Below are 18,622 nucleotides of genomic sequence, written 5' to 3' on the forward strand. Positions count from 1 at the left end.
TTATTCTATTTCGTCTAGCATTTTACTAAGTGCAAGAGCAACCCGTTTTGCCAGTTGGGGTGGTACTGCATTTCCAATCATTTGATATGCATTTCCTTGTGAACCCACAAAATCAAAGTCATCATCAAAAGATTGTAAACGTGCAGCTTCTCTAACTGTAATAGATCTGCTCTGCTTTGAATCATAATGAATAAACCTATTACCATCTTTATACAAATGTGCAATTATTGTTGTGCTTGGCAAATCCGGTTCCAGTACATGGTATCTATGAATCGGAGATTTTGAACCAACTTTTTCTTCATATAATTCACTTATCTTTTTACTATCATACTCACGTCTTCCAGATTCGATATCAAGAGCAAGTGTCCTAAATGTATCCATATCACGCAGATTGTGATATCTTGGTTTGTGCCATGTAACACTTGATTCAGGTTCACTATGGGATTTTCTTTTTTTATGATGTTCCTCATCATAAAAGGGATTACACTCAGGTAAATCTCCTATTGCCTCACGAACCGTAATTTTCTTGCTTTCTTTAAAACTTGGCAGTATTTCGGAATAAAATCTTCCAAGAATTGCTTGCGTATCTTTATATCGTTTGGTATCGATACCAACAATAATCATTCTTTCACGATTCTGTGGTACACCAAAATCACTTGCATTTACCTTGGCAATTCTCAAATCATCAATAATATCATATCCAATATTGCTGAATCCCTGTCTAATTAAATCAGTGATTGGTGTTCCATCCGGAGCCGCACTCAAAATTCCCGGAACATTCTCAAATACAAACACTTTAGGTCTATATCTGTTTACAACATTCAGGTAATGTTCAAATAGATAATTTCTGTAATCGTCACGCATTCCATTTTCATCACGTACTCGTCCGGCAACTGAATATGCCTGGCATGGCGGACCACCAATAATTACATCTATTCCACCAGCTTCATTCACAAAATGATCAAGGCCTTTTCCATTTCCAAACTCTTCATCATTCCAGCCACCAAAGAGTTCCTCTTCTCTCTGAATGTCAAAATGCATCACTCTGTCTGCAGCATCTTTTATGCCCCATTTATTTTTCAGCCGATGTATCAACGTATTTACCTGAGGCTTAAGCCACTCTACTGCAGCTACATCAATATATTTATTTGTCTGAAGGAAGCCATCCTCAAGGCCTCCGCATCCAGCAAACAAATCAATGAACTTGTATTTAGCCATATTATTCTCCATCCTTTAAGTATGGCAACAACGCTTCCGCTACTACCTGACCCAGCATAGGGGGAACTGCATTTCCCACCTGTCTGTACTGCTGAGATTTGTTACCATAGAAAATAAAATCATCAGGGAAGCTTTGCAGTCTTGCACTTTCCCTAACTGTTGGTATCCTGTTCCATTTGTAATGAAAATGTGAACGATGACCTGTATTTATTGTGTTTGAAGGCTTTTTGCTATGGTACCTCGTAAGTGCTTCGTGATACTTATATATTCCCTGATATTCTTCTGGCAAAGCTTTATAATTTTTACCCTCTGGAACCAGCGATATCATATGCTTGGTTTTCTCTATCGGTATACTTCCAATATGATTTTGAACCTTTTCAGAGCGTGCCCTCATCTTTCTTTGATAATCATTCTGAGCCGGGCAAACATAGTCCTGAATATCCTCTCCATAGATGATTTCCCCGTCAGCAGTTTGCAGAGATGGAAGATCTCCTATAGCATCCTCACACGTTACATAATTCTTCTTATCCACTGTTGGCTCTGGAAATTTGAAATCTTCCTCTCCATCACGTAATCCAACGAAAAATACCCTTTTTCTTATCTGAGGAATCCCGTAATCAGGTGCGAACAAAAGTTTAGGAACCATTCGATAACCAATTTTCGCAAAATCTTCCACAACACGCTTTGCGCCTATTCCACCATTGGTCTGAACCATTCCAGGTACATTCTCCAGCACAACAACCTGCGGTTTAACACGTTCTGCCAGCTTTACCATTGCAGTGTAAAGAGTATTTCTTTTGTCATTCATATCTCTAGGACCCGCTACAGAAAATCCCTGGCAAGGCGGTCCACCAACAAGCACATCTAATTTAATCTTTTTCTTTTCAAGAAAATCGATGATAACATCTATGTTTCCATGATCAAACAAATCCAGTTTCATAGCTTCAGCGCCACCATGATTTGCTTTAAAAGTCTTAAGAGCCGCCTCATCAAAATCAACTCCTAATACAACATCATACCCAGCATCATAGAACCCTCTCGAAAGTCCGCCAGCTCCTGAAAATAAATCCAATACCTTAAAAGCCATAATCTTGTCCTCACTCTATCATTATTATTCAGCACTCTGGCCGCTCTTAACCCATGCATCCAGTTCAGAAAACTTAAACTTCCATTGTTTTCCTATCTTATGTGCAGGAATATCTTTTCCTTTTCTAATCCAATCCCGAATAGTGACTGGTTTTACTCCCAGATACTCTGCTGCGTCATCTATACTTATCCATTTCTCATTTACATTATTTTCAACCATTACTTTCACCACGCCTTTTGATAAACGAATACAGTTCTCCTTCTACATATTATCACAAAGTCATTTTTGTTTCAATTGATTTGCTGTTATTTGTTGATATTTTCTTTGGTTTTCGTGGTGCATCTAACTACCATCTCAATTATCATTGTACTCATATGGTGTACCAAAAAACGGACTTATAAGCATCTGCCTGTAAGTCCGCTAAAATTACGCCTTTTTTCTCCCACCCATCTGCCACTTATCATGGCTTTTAATCCCTCTAACCGCCTGTCTCAAAGTACTCGCTCTTCCGTGCTGATGATACGGATGTGAAGCCTTGTGCTTATGAAAAATAATCACCGTGCCTTCCCCTGAATATTCTGGGTTATGAAGATACCATATATGCCCAGTGTTTCTGGACATAATGGTCACATCATAATCATCTACAGAAATGATTGAGAAGTATTTCGGACCAAGGCACTTCAAGTCTTCTGTATTAAACAACCGCAGCCTCCTTTCCCTCAAACCATGCAGCTAAAGCCTTCTCCACAACAGCTGCCATCTGCTTTGAATCCATTCCATCAAAATACTTACTACAGATAGACTTAGGAAGTTTGAAGCTTACACCGGCATTCCCATCAGTATGTTTCACCTGCAAGGCTTCAAGAATCTCTGCCATCTTCTCTTCTGTCAGATCTCCGGATGCTTTACGAAGTCTCTCTGCATATACAGGCTTAACCTTTAATCCCTGACGTTCCACAATGTTCCAGAGCATCTGTTGCTCTTCCTCTGTAAGATAAGACACATCGACTGCCGCCAACAGAGCAATCTTGTTTTCATCCATCAGATTCTTAAATGGCTGAATCAGATAATTAAGTCTCAGATACCTTGCAGTATTTCTGCTTGAAAATCCATATTCCGAGGCAATCACATCCAAGCTCTTTAACTTATTGCCATTATGGCAACAAGTGTCATCTGGCTCTTCTCCATTCAGAATCTTAAGTTCACGTATGATATCATTTCTCTTGCCCTGGCAGCACACCTTGTCATAGTGTGCCGCCATAACTGCAGCTTTCTCCGATGGCATCAGGTCATTAAAAGATCTCTGCATCAGATTCGTCTCAATGACATACAAATAAGCCTCTTCATCAGGCAAATCAGCCTTTACGATTGCAGGCACCTCTGTAAGTCCTGCAAGTTTTGCTGCATTGGCTCTGTTATGTCCGGAAAGCATTTCATATCCCTTACCCAATTTTCTTACGATGACTGGATTCAGAACTCCATGCTCCTTAATGCTCTGAACCATATCCTGCAGCCTCTCACCCTCATACAGATGAAATGGATGGTCATGAAATGCCTGGATATCATCAATCTTAATCTGCTCTACACCGTTTTCTGCTTTAACCTCTGTGGTCTGCGCCGAAGTATCCTCAGTCAGCAAATCCACCGCATCAAATATTTTTCTCTTACCTGCATTAGCCTTCATAAGCACTCAACTCCTTTGCCAAATTCTCATATGCCTCACATGCCTTACACTCTGGAGCATATTCCAGAAGCGGCTCACTATAATAAACAGACTCTCCAACCTTTACTGTGTTTGGGATCTTACTGTCAAAGATTCTAATCTGCCCTTCAAAAGTATCTGTCACCTGCTCTGTAATAACCTTGCAGAGATTGGTTCTGGCATCGCACATGGTAAGCAAAATGCCTGCCACATCAAGCTTTTCATTGATACGGCTCTTAATCTTCTTCACAGTCTTAAGGAAGTCTTGCAATCCCATCATTGCCAGAAGCTGTGGATTTACCGTAATAATGACTTCATCTGCCGCCGCAAGCGCATTGATGTTAAGTGCTCCAAGTGTCGGAGCGGTATCAATAATTATCGCATCATATCTGTCCCTAAGCGTTTCCAGTATTCTTGAGAGCATCTTTTCTGCTCCCATTTCGAGTCGAAGCTTTGCATCTACTGCCGACAGAACCATTGATGACGGGATGAAATCAACTCCGTTTCTGCTCATGATATATTCCTCTGCTGCAGGCAGTTCTTCATCCTCAATCTGTGCCATCATCAGATCACCGATCGTCACCGGAACTGCTGCCGGATCTTCCACACCAAAGCACGTTGTCAGATTTGCCTGACTGTCAAAATCAACCGCCAATACCTTCTTGCCAAGTTTCTGTAAGGAATAAGCCAAATTGTATGTAGTGACTGTCTTGGCACACCCGCCCTTCATACAAGCTGTCATATAAATCTTTCCCATGATTGCCTCCTTCGCCAAAATGTCCTTCTTCATGCACCGTACCCAACCTTTCCCTCTGCCACAAATCTGGCATGAATCTCTTTCTTTTCCTTCTGGAATCTCTTCTCCAGCTTCTTCATCTCTTCTTCCATAAAGATTTTTTCGTCTGCTTTCTCCTGAGCCTTCTCTTCATTCAGGCTGATGATTAACTGACCATCTTCGCACTTGATTCTGACAAAGTCACCGGTCTTGAAACCAAGTTCCTCTAACCACAATCCGCTGACTCTGAGCATTGGAACGCTCTTTCCATTTCTGTAAATATCACCTACAGTGAGATCTCTGTATTCTTTTCTGACTGCCATAAGCATTACCTCCGATATGATTTAATGTGTGGTTCCAGAACGAACCACGAAAAAGGGACCCACATCCGAAGATGTAAAGTCCCATTAATTTGCACGCAGCAATAAAAACAGTTGTCCTGAGAGCCTGGTACTCCCTCTGTCTTTATCCGTGTAGGTTATTCAATTAAGTTCGGCGCCGTCCTTAATCTTAACCGCCAGTAAAAATTGGTCAAAAAAATAGGACTAAGTCTGAAAAGCTTTTCGCTCACGCGGCTTCTTGACTTAGACCTATTATTGCATACTCATCTACCGTAGAGCAGTCTGCCATAAAAAGCTGTTCCGGATATCTGGCTTTCACCTCTCGGAAAAACTCGTCCAGACTCTTATGACCCGGTCTCTCAGAAATGGTCGCATCCATTGCAATAATCTCCGGCTTTACTTCCATCAGTTCTTCTATTTCCCTCATTGTCGGTGTAATATAGATCCGGCTGTCATCGTAATCTCTCTTTACGATTCCGATGATCGGAAGATCTACCTGAGACTGAATCTCCTGAATATCTTCTTTTGTATTGGCACGTATTCCGCATGCTCCTCCCATCTTTGCAGCTACTGCCATTCTTCCCATAATAAAGGATGAATGAAGCGGCTCATTCGGTAATGCCTGACAGGATACGATCAATTTTCCTTTTAACTGTTCCACTTTCTCATTCATATTTCCTGACCTCCTTCGTTCTGGGACTTAGTATAAGCGGCGTTGATTTTATTTTCAAGTACCCTTTCATCTTCTGAAAGTGCTTTCACGTTTTTCAAAAACAGACTGCAATTTACATAATTTTTATATTTTTCTTTTGTATATTTTGCACAATCAGACGTTCCTTCTTTCTAGATCTTCCTTACGTATTGAAATAACTGCATTTCTTGGTATACTTTAAAACTGTTGACGCAATCACATTGCGTTATTCTACAATTCATTCTCAAAATCAATATATGAAGAAAGGAAATGAGAAACATGACAATTTACCAGGCAGAAAATTATCAGGACATGAGCCGCAAAGCCGCAAATATTATCTCTGCACAAATTATTATGAAGCCAAACTGTGTTCTTGGTCTGGCAACCGGTTCTTCTCCTGTAGGAACCTACCAGCAGCTGATCGAATGGTATAAAAAAGGAGACCTCGATTTTTCCCACGTAACCAGTATTAACCTGGATGAATATAAAGGATTGGGGCCTGACAATGATCAGAGTTATCGTTACTTTATGAACACCAATCTTTTCAATCATGTAAATATCGATAAAGCACGTACTTTTGTACCGGACGGACTGGAAGCCGATTCAGAAAAGGCATGCAGGGAATACAATCAGATCATTGCCCGCGAAGGAGGCATCGATCTCCAGTTACTTGGTCTTGGACATAATGGACATATCGGATTCAATGAACCTGGTGCTGCATTCGAAAAGGAAACACATTGTGTAGATTTGACAGAAAGTACAATAGAAGCAAATAAACGCTTCTTTGAATCCGAAGATGATGTTCCAAAGCAGGCTTACACCATGGGAATCAAAAGCATCATGCAGGCCAGAAAGATCCTTGTGATTGTAAGTGGTGAAAGCAAGGCTGAGATCCTGAACGAGGTTCTTCACGGTCCGATTACTCCTGCTGTCCCGGCTTCGATTCTCCAGTTACACAACGATGTAACCATCGTTGCAGACAAAGCAGCACTTTCCAGACTTTCCGGATTATAGAATTCAAATAAAAAAGCGGGTGTTTCAAAACCATGATTTACCATTTTCATAGTTTTGAAACACCCGCTTTTTCTCCCGCGAGATTACTCTATATTTCTTTTTTACATTTTCTGCGATTATATAATATCAACACCAGTGAAACGATCACGATCACTCCAGCGAGCATCTGTGAAACCGGCAGTCCAATCTTCGGAAGGAGCAGCTGATCCGTTCGAAGACCTTCAATCCAGACTCTTCCCAGTCCATATCCCAGTAAATATACCAGAAATACTTCTCCGTCAAACTTTTTATGCTTACGGTACAGCAGCATGATCACCAATACCATCAGACACCACAACGATTCATACAGATACGTCGGATGTACCTGTATATAATTCACTCCCTTGATGGTCTCCATATTCTGCCGCATCAGTTCCGTAATATCAGACTGTCGCACCGCATCCTCCGGAAGCCGCATCGCAAGAAAACTGTCCGTATATTCTCCAAATGCCTCTCTGTTAAAGAAATTTCCCCATCTTCCGATCATCTGACCGGCCACCAGCCCCAGACCGGCTGTATCAAAGATCAGGTACGGTGACAGCTTTCTCACTTTTGCAAACACAAAAACCGTAATAATTGCCGCAATCACACCTCCGTAGATTGCGAGGCCCCCCTGCCTGATATTCAGAATGCTCTTCAAATCATCCTTATACATATCCCATGAAAAGATCACATAATACAATCTGGCTCCTATGATAGAAAAAATAACAGCATATATAACCAAATCATAATACACCTCCGGATTCTGCCCGCTCCTTTTTGCTTCTGCAACAGCGATCAGAAGTCCCGCAAGAATTCCAAGTCCTATAATGATTCCATAATATGCAATATCAAAGCCAAAGATAGTGATATGATCTCCAACGGATGTTAAATGAATCCCGATATTCGGGAAATCTATTGTTCTGTGCATCTGTTAACCGACTTCCTTTTACTCATTTCTTATACATTGAACCTGAACAGCATGATATCGCCATCCTGCACAACATAATCCTTTCCTTCCAGACGGATCAGACCCTTTTCCTTTGCCGCCGCATGAGTTCCGCAGGCGATCAGATCATCATAGGATACCACTTCCGCACGGATAAACCCTCTCTCAAAATCAGAGTGGATCTTTCCTGCTGCCTGAGGTGCTTTTGTTCCTCTGGTAATCGTCCATGCACGAACCTCCGGCTCACCTGCTGTCAGGTAACTGATCAGCCCGAGAAGTTTATAACTGGCTTTAATCAGCTTCTCAAGTCCGGACTCGGAAAGTCCGAGATCTTCCAGAAACATCTTCTTTTCATCATCATCCAGCTCTGCAATCTCCTGCTCAATCTGTGCACACACTACAAATACTTCACTTTCTTCAGATGCAGCGTATTCTCTTACCGCCTGAACGCCGGCATTGGATACTCCGTCATCAGCCAGATCATCTTCCGCTACATTCGCTGCATAGATTACCGGTTTGTATGTCAGCAGATTATAGCTTTCCAACCATGCCTGCTCGTCCTCATCCTCTGCACCGTCAAATGTTTTTGCAAGCTTTCCTTCTTCCAGATGTTCTTTGATCTTTTTCAGCAGTTCCAGTTCTTTCGCTGCAGATTTATCATTTCTTGCAACCTTGACCGTCTTGGCAATTCTTCTTTCCAATATCTCAAGATCAGAAAAAATAAGCTCAAAATTAATTGTCTCAATGTCTCTCAGCGGATTAATACTTCCATCTACATGCACAATATTCGTATCTTCAAAACATCTTACCACATGTACAATGGCATCTACTTCACGAATATTGGCAAGAAACTGGTTTCCAAGACCCTCACCTTTGGAAGCGCCTTTTACCAGACCTGCAATATCAACAAATTCAATTGCAGCCGGAATAATCTTTTTCGTATGGTACATCTCTCCTAAGACATTCAGTCTCTCATCCGGTACTGTAACCACACCCACATTCGGGTCAATGGTACAGAACGGATAGTTGGCCGATTCCGCTCCCGCTTTTGTCAGCGAATTAAACAATGTACTTTTTCCCACGTTTGGTAATCCAACGATACCTAATTTCATCTTCTATATTACCTCCTCAAAGCCTGATAATCCAAACACAACGATAATCAGTATATCATATTCGGACTTTTTTGTGAATAAATCAGAATAACATCTCTGCTACTTTTCTTTATCCCGTGTCTGCATCAGAATCACTGTTCCGGTCGGAAAACTGATCGTCACCTCATCCCCCTCGATCTGATTGCTGACACAAAGACTGTTATACGGCGTCAGTATATGGTTACTGAGCGGGTATTTCGCCCCTGTGATACTGAAATTGAAAATCTCTTCTCCGAGCGGAAATACTGAAAAATACGGCCCATACGCTTCTTCCTTTTTCAGTACGGTCTTCCCGCCCCCGATCAGGCGGATCAGATTCTGACTGTCCAGAATCACGGCATCGATTCCTGCCTTAAATGGAATGCTGAGACTCTGCACATTGGCCCAGAGATGATCGATTCGTCCTCCGGTAGCTCCAAGGATCATCAATTCTTTACAGCCGAGCGTCATGGCAAGCCGTATTGCAATCTCAGTATCAGATGCATCCTTCACCGGATTAAACTCCCTGATCGGAACACTGGTTTCATTGCGATAATAATCTGCAATTTCCTCGTTCACACTGTCGAAATCTCCCACTATATAATTCGGAAGGATCTTATGGTGATACAGGAATTCCATTCCTTTGTCCACACCAATAATCCAGTCATTTTCCTCCTGATTCAAAACAGAAAGAACAAACTCCTCATTCAGTTCCCCTCCGCTGATTATTACAATCCTCTTACTCATAATCCTTTAAAATCTCCATAAACTCTTTTGTATTCTGTCCCGCATCGCCTTTAAAAACTGCCGACCCGGCAACAATCACATTTGCTCCTGCATCCAGAACTTCCCGGACATTACCAAGATGAACCCCTCCGTCCACCTGTATATCCACGGAAAGTTCTTGTTGTTCCAGAATTCCCCTCACTTTACGGATCTTATCCAGTGATTCCGGAATAAACTTCTGTCCGCCGAAACCGGGATGTACACTCATAACCAGAATCATGTCCACATCTGCAAGATAAGGTTCAATCGCTTCTGCCTCTGTCTCCGGACAGATGGATAATCCGGCTTTCATATCACACGCATGGATCTTATCCAGAGTCGCTTTCACATCTTCACAGGCTTCCAGATGGATTGTAACAATGTCTGCTCCTGCCTTGTGAAATTCCTCAATATAACGGATCGGCTCCTGTATCATCAGATGTACATCCATCACCTGTTCCGTCGCATTATGAATGGAAGCCAGTACCGGAATTCCAAAAGATATACTCGGAACAAATAATCCATCCATAACATCAAAATGAATATATCCGGCGCCATTTTTTTCGGTTTTCCTCATTTCTTCCCCCAGCACTTTAAAGTCTGCCGAAAGAATGGACGGGGATAATACATATTTCACCGCTAATACCTCCTCTTATTCTTCATTTCTTCATATATTTCAAGATAATCCTCATATCGGATCCTATGAATCTTTCCCTCATTTACCGCCCGTTTTACTGCACAGTCCGGTTCATGCACATGGTCACATCCCTGAAACCTGCACATGCCTTCATATTCCATAAACTCCGGAAAACAGTACTTCAGTTCCTCTTTTTCAAAATCGTTTACATAGAGCGAACTGAATCCCGGTGTGTCCATGATATATGAATTTTCATCAATTGCAAATAACTCAGAATGTCTTGTGGTATGTCTGCCCCTGTCGATCTTGTTGCTGATTGCTCCGGTCTCCATATTTGCTTCCGGCTGCAGCAGATTGATGATGGAAGATTTGCCCACACCGGAAGGACCGGCAATTGCAGTCGTCTTTCCATGCAGCATACGACGGATCTGTTCTATATTCCGTTCTTCCTTCGCACTGACAAAAAGCAGAGGACATCCACATTTTCCATACACGGACTTTAATTGTTCCACCTGTGATTCCTCTGCAATATCCTCTTTATTAAAGCAAAGGACAACCGGTATCTCCTTACTCTCCATCATAACCAGAAAACGATCCAGAAGATTAAAGTGTGGATCCGGCTTGGCAATTGCAAACACAACCAGTGCCTGGTCAATATTAGCTACCGCCGGACGTATCAGTTCGTTCTTTCGCGGAAGAAGCTTTACAATATTACCGGTCCTGGAGTTCTCATCCAGCACCTCTATCTCCACATTATCACCTACCAGAGGTTTTACTTTTTCCTTTCGAAACACACCTTTTGCTTTGCATTCATAAACAGCGGATTCTACTACATGAACGTAGTAGAATCCTGCAATACCCTTTATAATCTTTCCCTGCATAAAATAATCCTGTCTGACTATTCTTTCTGTTATTAATTCGTATCTGTTCCTTCCGAATCACCGGACTGGCTTGGTCCAAGGCTGATGATATAACTGATCGTCTCACCCTTGGATACGCTTCCGGACGGTGGACTCTGGGAGATGATACATCCTTTTGGATAAGTATCGCTGTGCTGTGAACCGGATACATTGGTATACAGACCATTGGATGCAGCCCAGTTTTTCAGTTCGCTTTCCGCCTTTCCGACAAAACTCTGCACCTGAATCTTCTCTTCCGGTTTTGCTCCGTTACTTACCACAATGTCAATCTCTGTACCTTCTGCGACCTTAGAGCCCGCTTCCACTGACTGTGATACCACCTGTCCCTTAGGAACACTGTCATTATAATCATACGTCACTTTGCCGACAGACAGTCCCGCACTCTTGATCATACTCTGTGCTTCGGAATCTTCTTTTCCGAGAAGATTTGGAACCGTCTTCTTATCGCTTCCCTTGCTGACCTTCATAACGATCTCTGTTTCCTTGGTTGCTTCTGCTCCTGCTGACGGTGTGGTTCCAATCACTTTTCCCTCTTCCACATCGTCACTGTATTCAAACTCGGAAGATATCTTATTGAATCCCGCATTTTTCAATGCCTTCTGAGCCTCATCTTCACTCTTTCCACTTACATCCGGAACAGGAATCTTATCTCCGACCAGACCTGAGCTGATCACCACATGGATCGTTGTGTTTTTCGCTACTCTTTCTCCAGCCTCTGTTTTCTGCTCGGATACTGTTCCTTCTTCATATTTTTTGGATTCTTTCCGTTCATCCACCTTGAAGCCAAGGCCCTTTTTATTCAGAGTTTCTTTTGCCTCCTCTTCCGTCATTCCCACAACGTTTGGCACTTTGACCTTTTCTTCTGTGTCCTCAGAACTGAGTGAAGGTCCAAACTTGAACACACCTGCTGCTTTACCAATGGTAAATACCAGTATGAATACAATGATCACAGCGACAACGATCGTCAGAATCTTCATGACCTTACCCATACGTGGATTTACTTCATCGGAAGATCTCCCTTTTTTCCCACGTCTTGGCACATAATCATCGTCGTAATCATCATCGTCATCATCGTCGTAATCGTCATCATCATACTCATCATCATATTCGTCGTCGTAATCATCATCGTCATCATATGAACTGCGGATATTATCCAGTTCATCATCCGTGATAATGACTGTATCTGCATTCCGAAGTGGCGGAATTACTACAAAGTCGCCGTCCGGATCTACAAGTGAACGCTTCAGATCCTGAATCAGTTCCCCGGTACTCTTATATCTGCGTTCAGAATTTTTCTGCGTACATTTTAATATAATCTGTTCCAGACTGTACGGAATATCCGGAACCAGATCGGAAGGCGGCGTGATCTCCTGCTGAAGATGCTTCATCGCAACCGCTACGGTAGAATCTCCATCAAATGGCACCTGTCCCGTTACCATCTCAAAGAGTGTAATACCAATAGAATAGATGTCACTTTTCTGATCACTGAATCCACCTCTTGCCTGCTCCGGAGAGGTATAATGAACGGAACCCATTGCATTGGTACTGACCGTATTGGAAGTTGTCGCCTTGGCAATTCCAAAGTCCGTTACTTTTACCTTTCCATCTCTGGATATAATAATATTCTGCGGCTTAATATCTCTGTGAATGATATTTGCCGCATGTGCCGCGCCAATACCGCTACACATCTGTATTGCAATACTGATCGTCTCTTTATGGGACAATCTGCCTTTTCTTTCAATGTATTCCTTTAACGTAATTCCCTCGACCAGCTCCATGACCATATAATTCAGGCCGCGGTCTTCGCCAACATCGTATACATTCACAATATTCGGATGCATAAGCCCCGCTGCCGCCTGTGCTTCAGAACGGAATTTACGCACAAAATTCTCATCTTCTTTGTACTCTTTCTTTAATACCTTGATCGCCACGTAACGATTCAACATGGTATCTTTGCCTTTATAGACATCTGCCATGCCGCCGGCACCGATTTTGCTGAGTACTTCATATCGTTTTCCCAGAAATATTCCATCTTTTACCATACACTCACCTCATCTGCAAGTGGCTCTGCTATGATAACCCCTATATTATCTCTCCCACCATTGCTATTTGCCTTTTCAATCAACATCTGCACTGCTTCTACTACATCCCGGGCACCCTTTACAATGTCAAACATATCCTCGTCTTCTACCATATTGCTGAGTCCATCTGTACACATCAATATCGTATCTCCCCTTTTCAGACGATATTCATAGATATCTGCTTCTACGTCTTCTTTTACTCCGATTGCCCGTGTAATAATATTCTTGTCCGGATGGTTTCTGGCCTCCTCAGCTTTGATTCCTCCGAGACGAACCATCTCCTCTACAAGGGAATGATCCTTGGAAAGCTGACGAATCTTATCATTGATCAGATATAGCCTGCTGTCTCCCACATTTGCGAAATACAGTGTATTACCAACGATTGTCGCAGCAACCAGCGTCGTGCCCATTCCTTCCAGTTTAATATCAGTTGCCGCAGCTTCAATCAGCTTATGGTTTGCAACACTGACTACATTGCGCAGGATCTCCTCAGGCTTATTCAGAGGCGTCTGCTGAAGTTCCTCTTTCAACACATTCACTGTATATTTGGACGCAAAATCTCCCGCCTTGTGGCCTCCCATTCCATCGGCAACCGCAAGCAGGTTGGGAAATGGACCAATCGGTTGATCCGTCACATATACATAATCCTGATTGACCTCGCGTTTTCTTCCTACATCAGTCATTGCATATAATTTCATCTGTTTCTCCTTTATCGGCGGCAGCATGTCGTCTCCGCAGCTGTCCGCAGGCCCCGTCAATATCAGAGCCTCTTTCCCTTCTTATAGTAACATTAATTCCGTTTTTTTCAAGTTTATTTTTGAATTCCAGGGCATTTTTCCTGTCCGGTTTCTTAAAATCTCTTTCTTTGATCGGATTGACCGGAATCAGATTCAGATGACAGTTTCTTTTCTTCAGAATCGCCGTCAGTTCTCTGACGTCATCCGGCTGATCATTCACACCCTTGACCAGACTGTATTCAAATGTGATTCTTCTTCCTGTTTTTTCAAAATAGTAATCACAGGCTTCCAGAACCTCTTCCAGTTGATACTTATTAGCTACCGGCATCAGCTTCTTTCGTTTTTCCTGGCTGGAACCATGAAGTGACAGTGCAAGCGTGATCTGAAGCCCCTCTTCTGCCAGTCGTTTCATATTTGGTACGATTCCGCAGGTCGATGCCGTAATATTACGCTGCCCGATATTCAGTCCATGTTCATCGCTCAGCATATGGATAAATTTCACAAAATTCTCATAATTATCCAGTGGTTCTCCCGTTCCCATAACCACCACGTTCGATACTCTCTCTCCGGATACCTTCTGGATATGATAGATCTGTCTGAGCATCTCGGAAGGTTCCAGATTTCTCTCCAGACCGCCAATCGTGGATGCACAGAAACGGCATCCCATCCGGCATCCCGCCTGCGAAGAAATACATACGGAATTACCATAATTATATTTCATTAAAACACTTTCGATCATATTGCCGTCATTCAGTTCAAACAAAAACTTTTCCGTCGGATCTACTTCCGAGATCTGATGATCGATCATCTTTACCTTACGGATCTCATATTGCGCATCCAGTTTTTCCCGCAGGCCTTTCGAGAGATTGGTCATCTCTTCAAAACTGTCGGCCAGCTTCACATGAAGCCACTCATAGATCTGTTTGCTCCGAAACGCCTTCTCACCGATACTTAACATTTCTTCTTTTAATTCTTCATAATTATAGGAACATATATCTTTTTTATTCATGGTTTTTCCTCTGAAACATTGCAATATAGAATCCGTCACCGGCATCGTTTCCCGGGAGCATCTGCTTCTCTCTTACCAGACGGAATTCCGGAAATGTCTCCTGAAACCAGCAGGCGTTCTCCTCGTTCTCTCCTCTGTTAATCGTACAGGTGCTGTACAGCAGCTTCCCGCCGGGCTTAACATATGTCTGTACAACAGACAGTATCCGACGCTGAAGCTTCTCCAGATCTTTTTGCATCTGTTCGGTCATCTTATATTTCAGATCCGGCTTTTTTCCGAGAACTCCAAGCCCCGAACACGGAAGATCCGCAATTACGATATCAGCCTTTCCTGCAGCGTCTGCATCATCCACCGTTGCATCCCTGCAGATCGCCTCGATATTCGTAAGTCCGCTTCTTAAGATATTGTCCCGGATCAGCCCTGTCTTGTACTCTGACAGATCTCTGGCTTCCACATGACCGGTACCATCCAAAAGCTCTGCGATATGAAGTGCTTTGCCCCCCGGAGCCGCACACACATCTATGACATAATCATCCTTTCCGGGATCTGCCCACAGCGCAACCTGCATGGAGCTTAAGTCCTGTACCTGAAAAAGTCCCTCCCGAAAGCTTGGAAGTGCAGACAGATGATCATATCCTGACAGATACATTGCACAGGGGACGTCCGGATCCTCCCTCACGGTCACACCTTCCTTTTCCAGTCTATGAAGGAATTCTTTCCGACCGATCTTTCTTTCGTTGTATCTGACTGTCAATGGCTTTTCCTCCAGAAATTCCGCTGCCATACGCTCCACAGTCTCCCTGTCATATACGGCAAGCCATTCTTTCAGAATCCATTCCGGCAGAGAATATCGCATCGACAGCCATGCCAGCGTATCCTTCTCATCCGGATACTGTATCCTGTCCTTATTTCTTCCTATATTTCGAAGAACACCGTTGACGAATCCCTTCAGGTTCACGAATCCCCGTTTCTGTGCAAGCTTTACCGCCTCATTGCATACGGCAGAATCCGGCACACTGTCCATATACAGCATCTGATATACTGACAATCTCAGAATAGTCCTTATCACCGGTTTCATCTTATTCACTTTTACTTTGGAAAACTGATTGATGACTGCATCGATTTCTATCATGCGTTCAAGCGTGCCATTTACCACTCTCGTGATAAACGCACGCTCCTTTTTTTCAAGATATTGATATTGGTCCAGAACATTTTTCAGAACAATGTGACTGTATTCCCCATCCTTCGTGATCATTAACAGCGTATCCAGCACAAGTTCCCGCTCATTCACAGACGACGCCATAGCTTATCCTCCATCTCATTCCTCTTCTCGCCTAATCGTTTCTTCTGCCGCCCGTCAGCAATATAATACGTAAAAGCTGCAGGATTGCAGAAGCAGCACCGGCTACATAGGTAAGCGCTGCTGCCGTCAGAACTTTTCTGGTATCCTTCACTTCATCCTCATAGAGCAGACCGCTGCCTCCAAGGATCCGAAGTGCACGGCTGGATGCATTAAATTCTACCGGAAGTGTCACAATCTGGAATAACACAGCAAGAGAAAATGCCAGTATTCCAAGGTTGATCAGAAGCGACGATGAATTGCCGCCAATAAACAGTCCGAGGATGATCAGCGGCCATGCGATCGTACTTCCGAAATTAGCCACCGGCACCAGACTGCCGCGAATCTTTAAAGGTGCATAACCAGTCGCATGCTGTACGGCATGTCCGCACTCATGTGCCGCTACTCCGAGTGCAGCAACAGAAACGGAATTATATGTTGCATCTGACAATCTTAACACTTTATTCTTCGGATCGTAATGATCTGTCAGATTGCCGGACACATGCTCCACTCTCACATCATAGATACCGGATCTGTGAAGAATCTGTTCTGCAGCTTCTCTTCCGGTAATTCCGGAATGATTTCTTATTCTTGAATACTTGTTAAAGGTCGAATTCATCTTTGCCGAAGCTGCCATGCAGAGAACCACACCCAATAATACAAGCATATATGTCGGATCAAAATACATTGGATAATACATATTTCTGCCTCCTTACCATTCATCTGATATCTTTCTTATAGTATATATGAAAAACTGGCAGAAAAACTGCTTTTCATACTTTTTTAACAATTCTTAATGATTTCTGAAGAAAGTCTGGTCCCCGCTTCCACCGGATAGCCTCTTAAAAAAGCATCTGCTTCCATACGCTTCTTGCCCGGTATCTGAAGAGCCAGTACTTTCAGCAGTCCGTCACCTGTCTGTACCAGGAATCCATCCTTTTCCACGCGAACGATCGTGCCGCAGGCTTCGGATGTCTGCTCTTTTACGACCTTTGCCTCCCAGATCTTCATTACCTTTCCATTCCAGTCTGTATATGCACTTGGCCACGGATTCAGTCCGCGGATCAGCCGCTCAATCGACACTGCATCCTTGCTCCAGTCGATATCTCCCAGCTTTTTATCCAGCATTTTTGCATATTCCGTTGTGCTTTCTCCCTGTTTTTCCCAGACAGCCGTTTTGTTTTCAAGTGCTTCCAGCGTCTTCACGCAGAGCCTTGCCCCTGCCTGCGCAAGCTTGTCGTGAAGACTTCCTCCGGTTTCATGTTCCTCTAATACAATCTCTTTCTTCATGATCATATCTCCGGTATCCAGGCCTTCATCCATCTGCATGGTTGTTACACCGGATACCTTTTCTCCGTTGATCACTGCCCACTGTATCGGAGCAGCTCCACGATATGCCGGCAGAAGTGATGCATGTACATTGATACATCCATATGGTGTCATTTCCAGAATTTCTTTTGGAAGAATCTGCCCGAAAGCAATGACTACCATCACATCTGCTTCATATCTTCGAAGTTCTTCTATACATGCCTGTTCCCGCACCTTTTTCGGCTGGAATACCGGAATCCCATGACGGACTGCCGCTTCCTTCACCGGTGTATACTGCATTTTACCGCCTCGCCCTTTGGGCTTGTCCGGCTGCGTCACGGCAAGCACCACCTCATGCCCGGCTTCCACCAGTGCTTCCAGGGTTCCCACCGAAAAGTCAGGAGTTCCCATAAATATCACTTTCATTCTATTCTTCCTCCCCGTAACTCACATCATGGATTCCACCCTCTGCAAGCTCTACATACATCTTTCCTTCCAGATGGTCGATCTCATGACAGAATGCCCTTGCAAGAAGTCCTTCACCTTCCAGCTCAATCTCTTCCATCTCTTCATTCAGTGCTTTGACTTTCACATAGTTCGGACGAGTCACGACTCCGGCTTTTCCAGGAACACTCAGGCATCCTTCTTCTCCTGTCTGCTCTCCGCTCTGCTCTATGATCTGTGGATTGAGCATAACAATCGGTCCATCTCCCACATCAATCACTACGATGCGTTTCAGGATACCCACCTGTGGTGCCGCAAGACCTACCCCCATCGCTTCATACATGGTATCCAGCATATCATTGATCAGAATCTTCGTTCGAAGGGTCATCTTGGTAACTTCCTTACATTTTTTTGTGAGAACCTCATCTCCAAGTTCTCGAATCGTTCTAATTGCCAT

At 43.3% G+C, this 18,622-nt stretch carries 20 protein-coding genes and 1 pseudogene; 1 reads left to right on the top strand and 20 read right to left on the bottom strand.

The features are described from left to right. The 8 genes and pseudogenes from ABE547_RS02540 to ABE547_RS02575 all read right to left on the bottom strand — a co-directional run. Entirely contained in the window at positions 1-1,218 is a 1,218-nt protein-coding gene (locus ABE547_RS02540) for a DNA cytosine methyltransferase (protein WP_347377296.1), read from the bottom strand. Between the two features lies 1 nt (position 1,219). Next, positions 1,220-2,305 (bottom strand): DNA cytosine methyltransferase, encoded by a 1,086-nt coding sequence (locus tag ABE547_RS02545; protein WP_347377297.1) that lies wholly within the window; start codon positions 2,303-2,305, stop codon positions 1,220-1,222. Positions 2,306-2,329: 24 nt separating this feature from the next. Further along, on the bottom strand, positions 2,330-2,524 hold the full coding sequence (locus ABE547_RS02550; RefSeq protein WP_347377298.1) for a helix-turn-helix domain-containing protein: 195 nt from the start codon (positions 2,522-2,524) through the stop codon (positions 2,330-2,332). 207 nt (positions 2,525-2,731) lie between these two features. Next, on the bottom strand, positions 2,732-3,007 hold the full coding sequence (locus tag ABE547_RS02555; RefSeq protein WP_347377299.1) for a hypothetical protein: 276 nt from the start codon (positions 3,005-3,007) through the stop codon (positions 2,732-2,734). After that, the gene (locus ABE547_RS02560) at positions 3,000-3,989 is read right to left on the bottom strand and encodes a ParB/RepB/Spo0J family partition protein (RefSeq protein ID WP_347377300.1); all 990 of its coding nucleotides are present in this window, start codon (positions 3,987-3,989) and stop codon (positions 3,000-3,002) included. The genes ABE547_RS02555 and ABE547_RS02560 overlap by 8 nt, the downstream gene beginning before the upstream one ends. After that, a complete protein-coding gene (locus ABE547_RS02565) occupies positions 3,979-4,764 on the bottom strand; it encodes a ParA family protein (RefSeq protein WP_347377301.1) in 786 nt (261 codons plus the stop codon). The genes ABE547_RS02560 and ABE547_RS02565 overlap by 11 nt, the downstream gene beginning before the upstream one ends. Positions 4,765-4,793: 29 nt before the next feature. Continuing rightward, positions 4,794-5,105, bottom strand: a complete 312-nt coding sequence (locus tag ABE547_RS02570) for a SymE family type I addiction module toxin (protein ID WP_347377302.1) — start codon at positions 5,103-5,105, stop codon at positions 4,794-4,796. A gap of 280 nt (positions 5,106-5,385) precedes the next feature. Continuing rightward, positions 5,386-5,796: pseudogene (locus ABE547_RS02575) on the bottom strand (N-acetylmannosamine-6-phosphate 2-epimerase); the annotation flags it as partial. 297 nt (positions 5,797-6,093) lie between these two features. On the opposite strand from ABE547_RS02575, the gene nagB reads away from it, so the two are divergent. Next, positions 6,094-6,828, top strand: coding sequence for a glucosamine-6-phosphate deaminase (nagB, locus tag ABE547_RS02580; protein ID WP_347377303.1), 735 nt, complete (start codon positions 6,094-6,096; stop codon positions 6,826-6,828). Positions 6,829-6,916: 88 nt separating this feature from the next. Here the strand turns inward: nagB and lgt are convergent, their stop codons facing one another. From lgt to def, 12 genes are all read right to left on the bottom strand, one after another. After that, the gene (gene lgt / locus ABE547_RS02585) at positions 6,917-7,777 is read right to left on the bottom strand and encodes a prolipoprotein diacylglyceryl transferase (protein WP_347377304.1); all 861 of its coding nucleotides are present in this window, start codon (positions 7,775-7,777) and stop codon (positions 6,917-6,919) included. A 29-nt stretch (positions 7,778-7,806) separates the two neighbouring features. Further along, positions 7,807-8,907 carry a redox-regulated ATPase YchF gene (gene ychF, locus ABE547_RS02590; RefSeq protein WP_235248451.1) on the bottom strand — a complete coding sequence of 367 codons (1,101 nt, stop codon included), beginning with the start codon at positions 8,905-8,907 and terminating at the stop codon, positions 7,807-7,809. A gap of 99 nt (positions 8,908-9,006) precedes the next feature. Further along, entirely contained in the window at positions 9,007-9,672 is a 666-nt protein-coding gene (locus ABE547_RS02595) for a thiamine diphosphokinase (RefSeq protein WP_347377305.1), read from the bottom strand. Then, entirely contained in the window at positions 9,665-10,327 is a 663-nt protein-coding gene (gene rpe / locus ABE547_RS02600; RefSeq protein ID WP_347377306.1) for a ribulose-phosphate 3-epimerase, read from the bottom strand. Before rpe ends, ABE547_RS02595 begins: the two co-directional genes overlap by 8 nt. Positions 10,328-10,329: 2 nt before the next feature. After that, positions 10,330-11,208, bottom strand: coding sequence for a ribosome small subunit-dependent GTPase A (rsgA, locus tag ABE547_RS02605; protein WP_347377307.1), 879 nt, complete (start codon positions 11,206-11,208; stop codon positions 10,330-10,332). A gap of 32 nt (positions 11,209-11,240) precedes the next feature. Continuing rightward, positions 11,241-13,289, bottom strand: a complete 2,049-nt coding sequence (pknB, locus tag ABE547_RS02610; protein ID WP_347377308.1) for a Stk1 family PASTA domain-containing Ser/Thr kinase — start codon at positions 13,287-13,289, stop codon at positions 11,241-11,243. Then, entirely contained in the window at positions 13,283-14,026 is a 744-nt protein-coding gene (locus ABE547_RS02615; protein WP_347377309.1) for a Stp1/IreP family PP2C-type Ser/Thr phosphatase, read from the bottom strand. Before ABE547_RS02615 ends, pknB begins: the two co-directional genes overlap by 7 nt. Continuing rightward, positions 14,004-15,074 carry a 23S rRNA (adenine(2503)-C(2))-methyltransferase RlmN gene (rlmN, locus tag ABE547_RS02620; protein ID WP_347377310.1) on the bottom strand — a complete coding sequence of 357 codons (1,071 nt, stop codon included), beginning with the start codon at positions 15,072-15,074 and terminating at the stop codon, positions 14,004-14,006. The genes ABE547_RS02615 and rlmN overlap by 23 nt, the downstream gene beginning before the upstream one ends. Further along, positions 15,067-16,377 carry a 16S rRNA (cytosine(967)-C(5))-methyltransferase RsmB gene (rsmB, locus tag ABE547_RS02625; RefSeq protein ID WP_347377311.1) on the bottom strand — a complete coding sequence of 437 codons (1,311 nt, stop codon included), beginning with the start codon at positions 16,375-16,377 and terminating at the stop codon, positions 15,067-15,069. The genes rlmN and rsmB overlap by 8 nt, the downstream gene beginning before the upstream one ends. Before the next feature lie 31 nt (positions 16,378-16,408). Continuing rightward, positions 16,409-17,113, bottom strand: coding sequence for a zinc metallopeptidase (locus tag ABE547_RS02630; RefSeq protein WP_347377312.1), 705 nt, complete (start codon positions 17,111-17,113; stop codon positions 16,409-16,411). An 83-nt stretch (positions 17,114-17,196) separates the two neighbouring features. Next, the gene (gene fmt, locus ABE547_RS02635) at positions 17,197-18,147 is read right to left on the bottom strand and encodes a methionyl-tRNA formyltransferase (RefSeq protein WP_347377313.1); all 951 of its coding nucleotides are present in this window, start codon (positions 18,145-18,147) and stop codon (positions 17,197-17,199) included. Between the two features lies 1 nt (position 18,148). Then, positions 18,149-18,622, bottom strand: coding sequence for a peptide deformylase (def, locus tag ABE547_RS02640; RefSeq protein WP_347377314.1), 474 nt, complete (start codon positions 18,620-18,622; stop codon positions 18,149-18,151).

The sequence above is a fragment of the Dorea sp. YH-dor226 genome, from assembly GCF_039832105.1.
Lineage (GTDB): Bacteria > Bacillota > Clostridia > Lachnospirales > Lachnospiraceae > Dorea_A.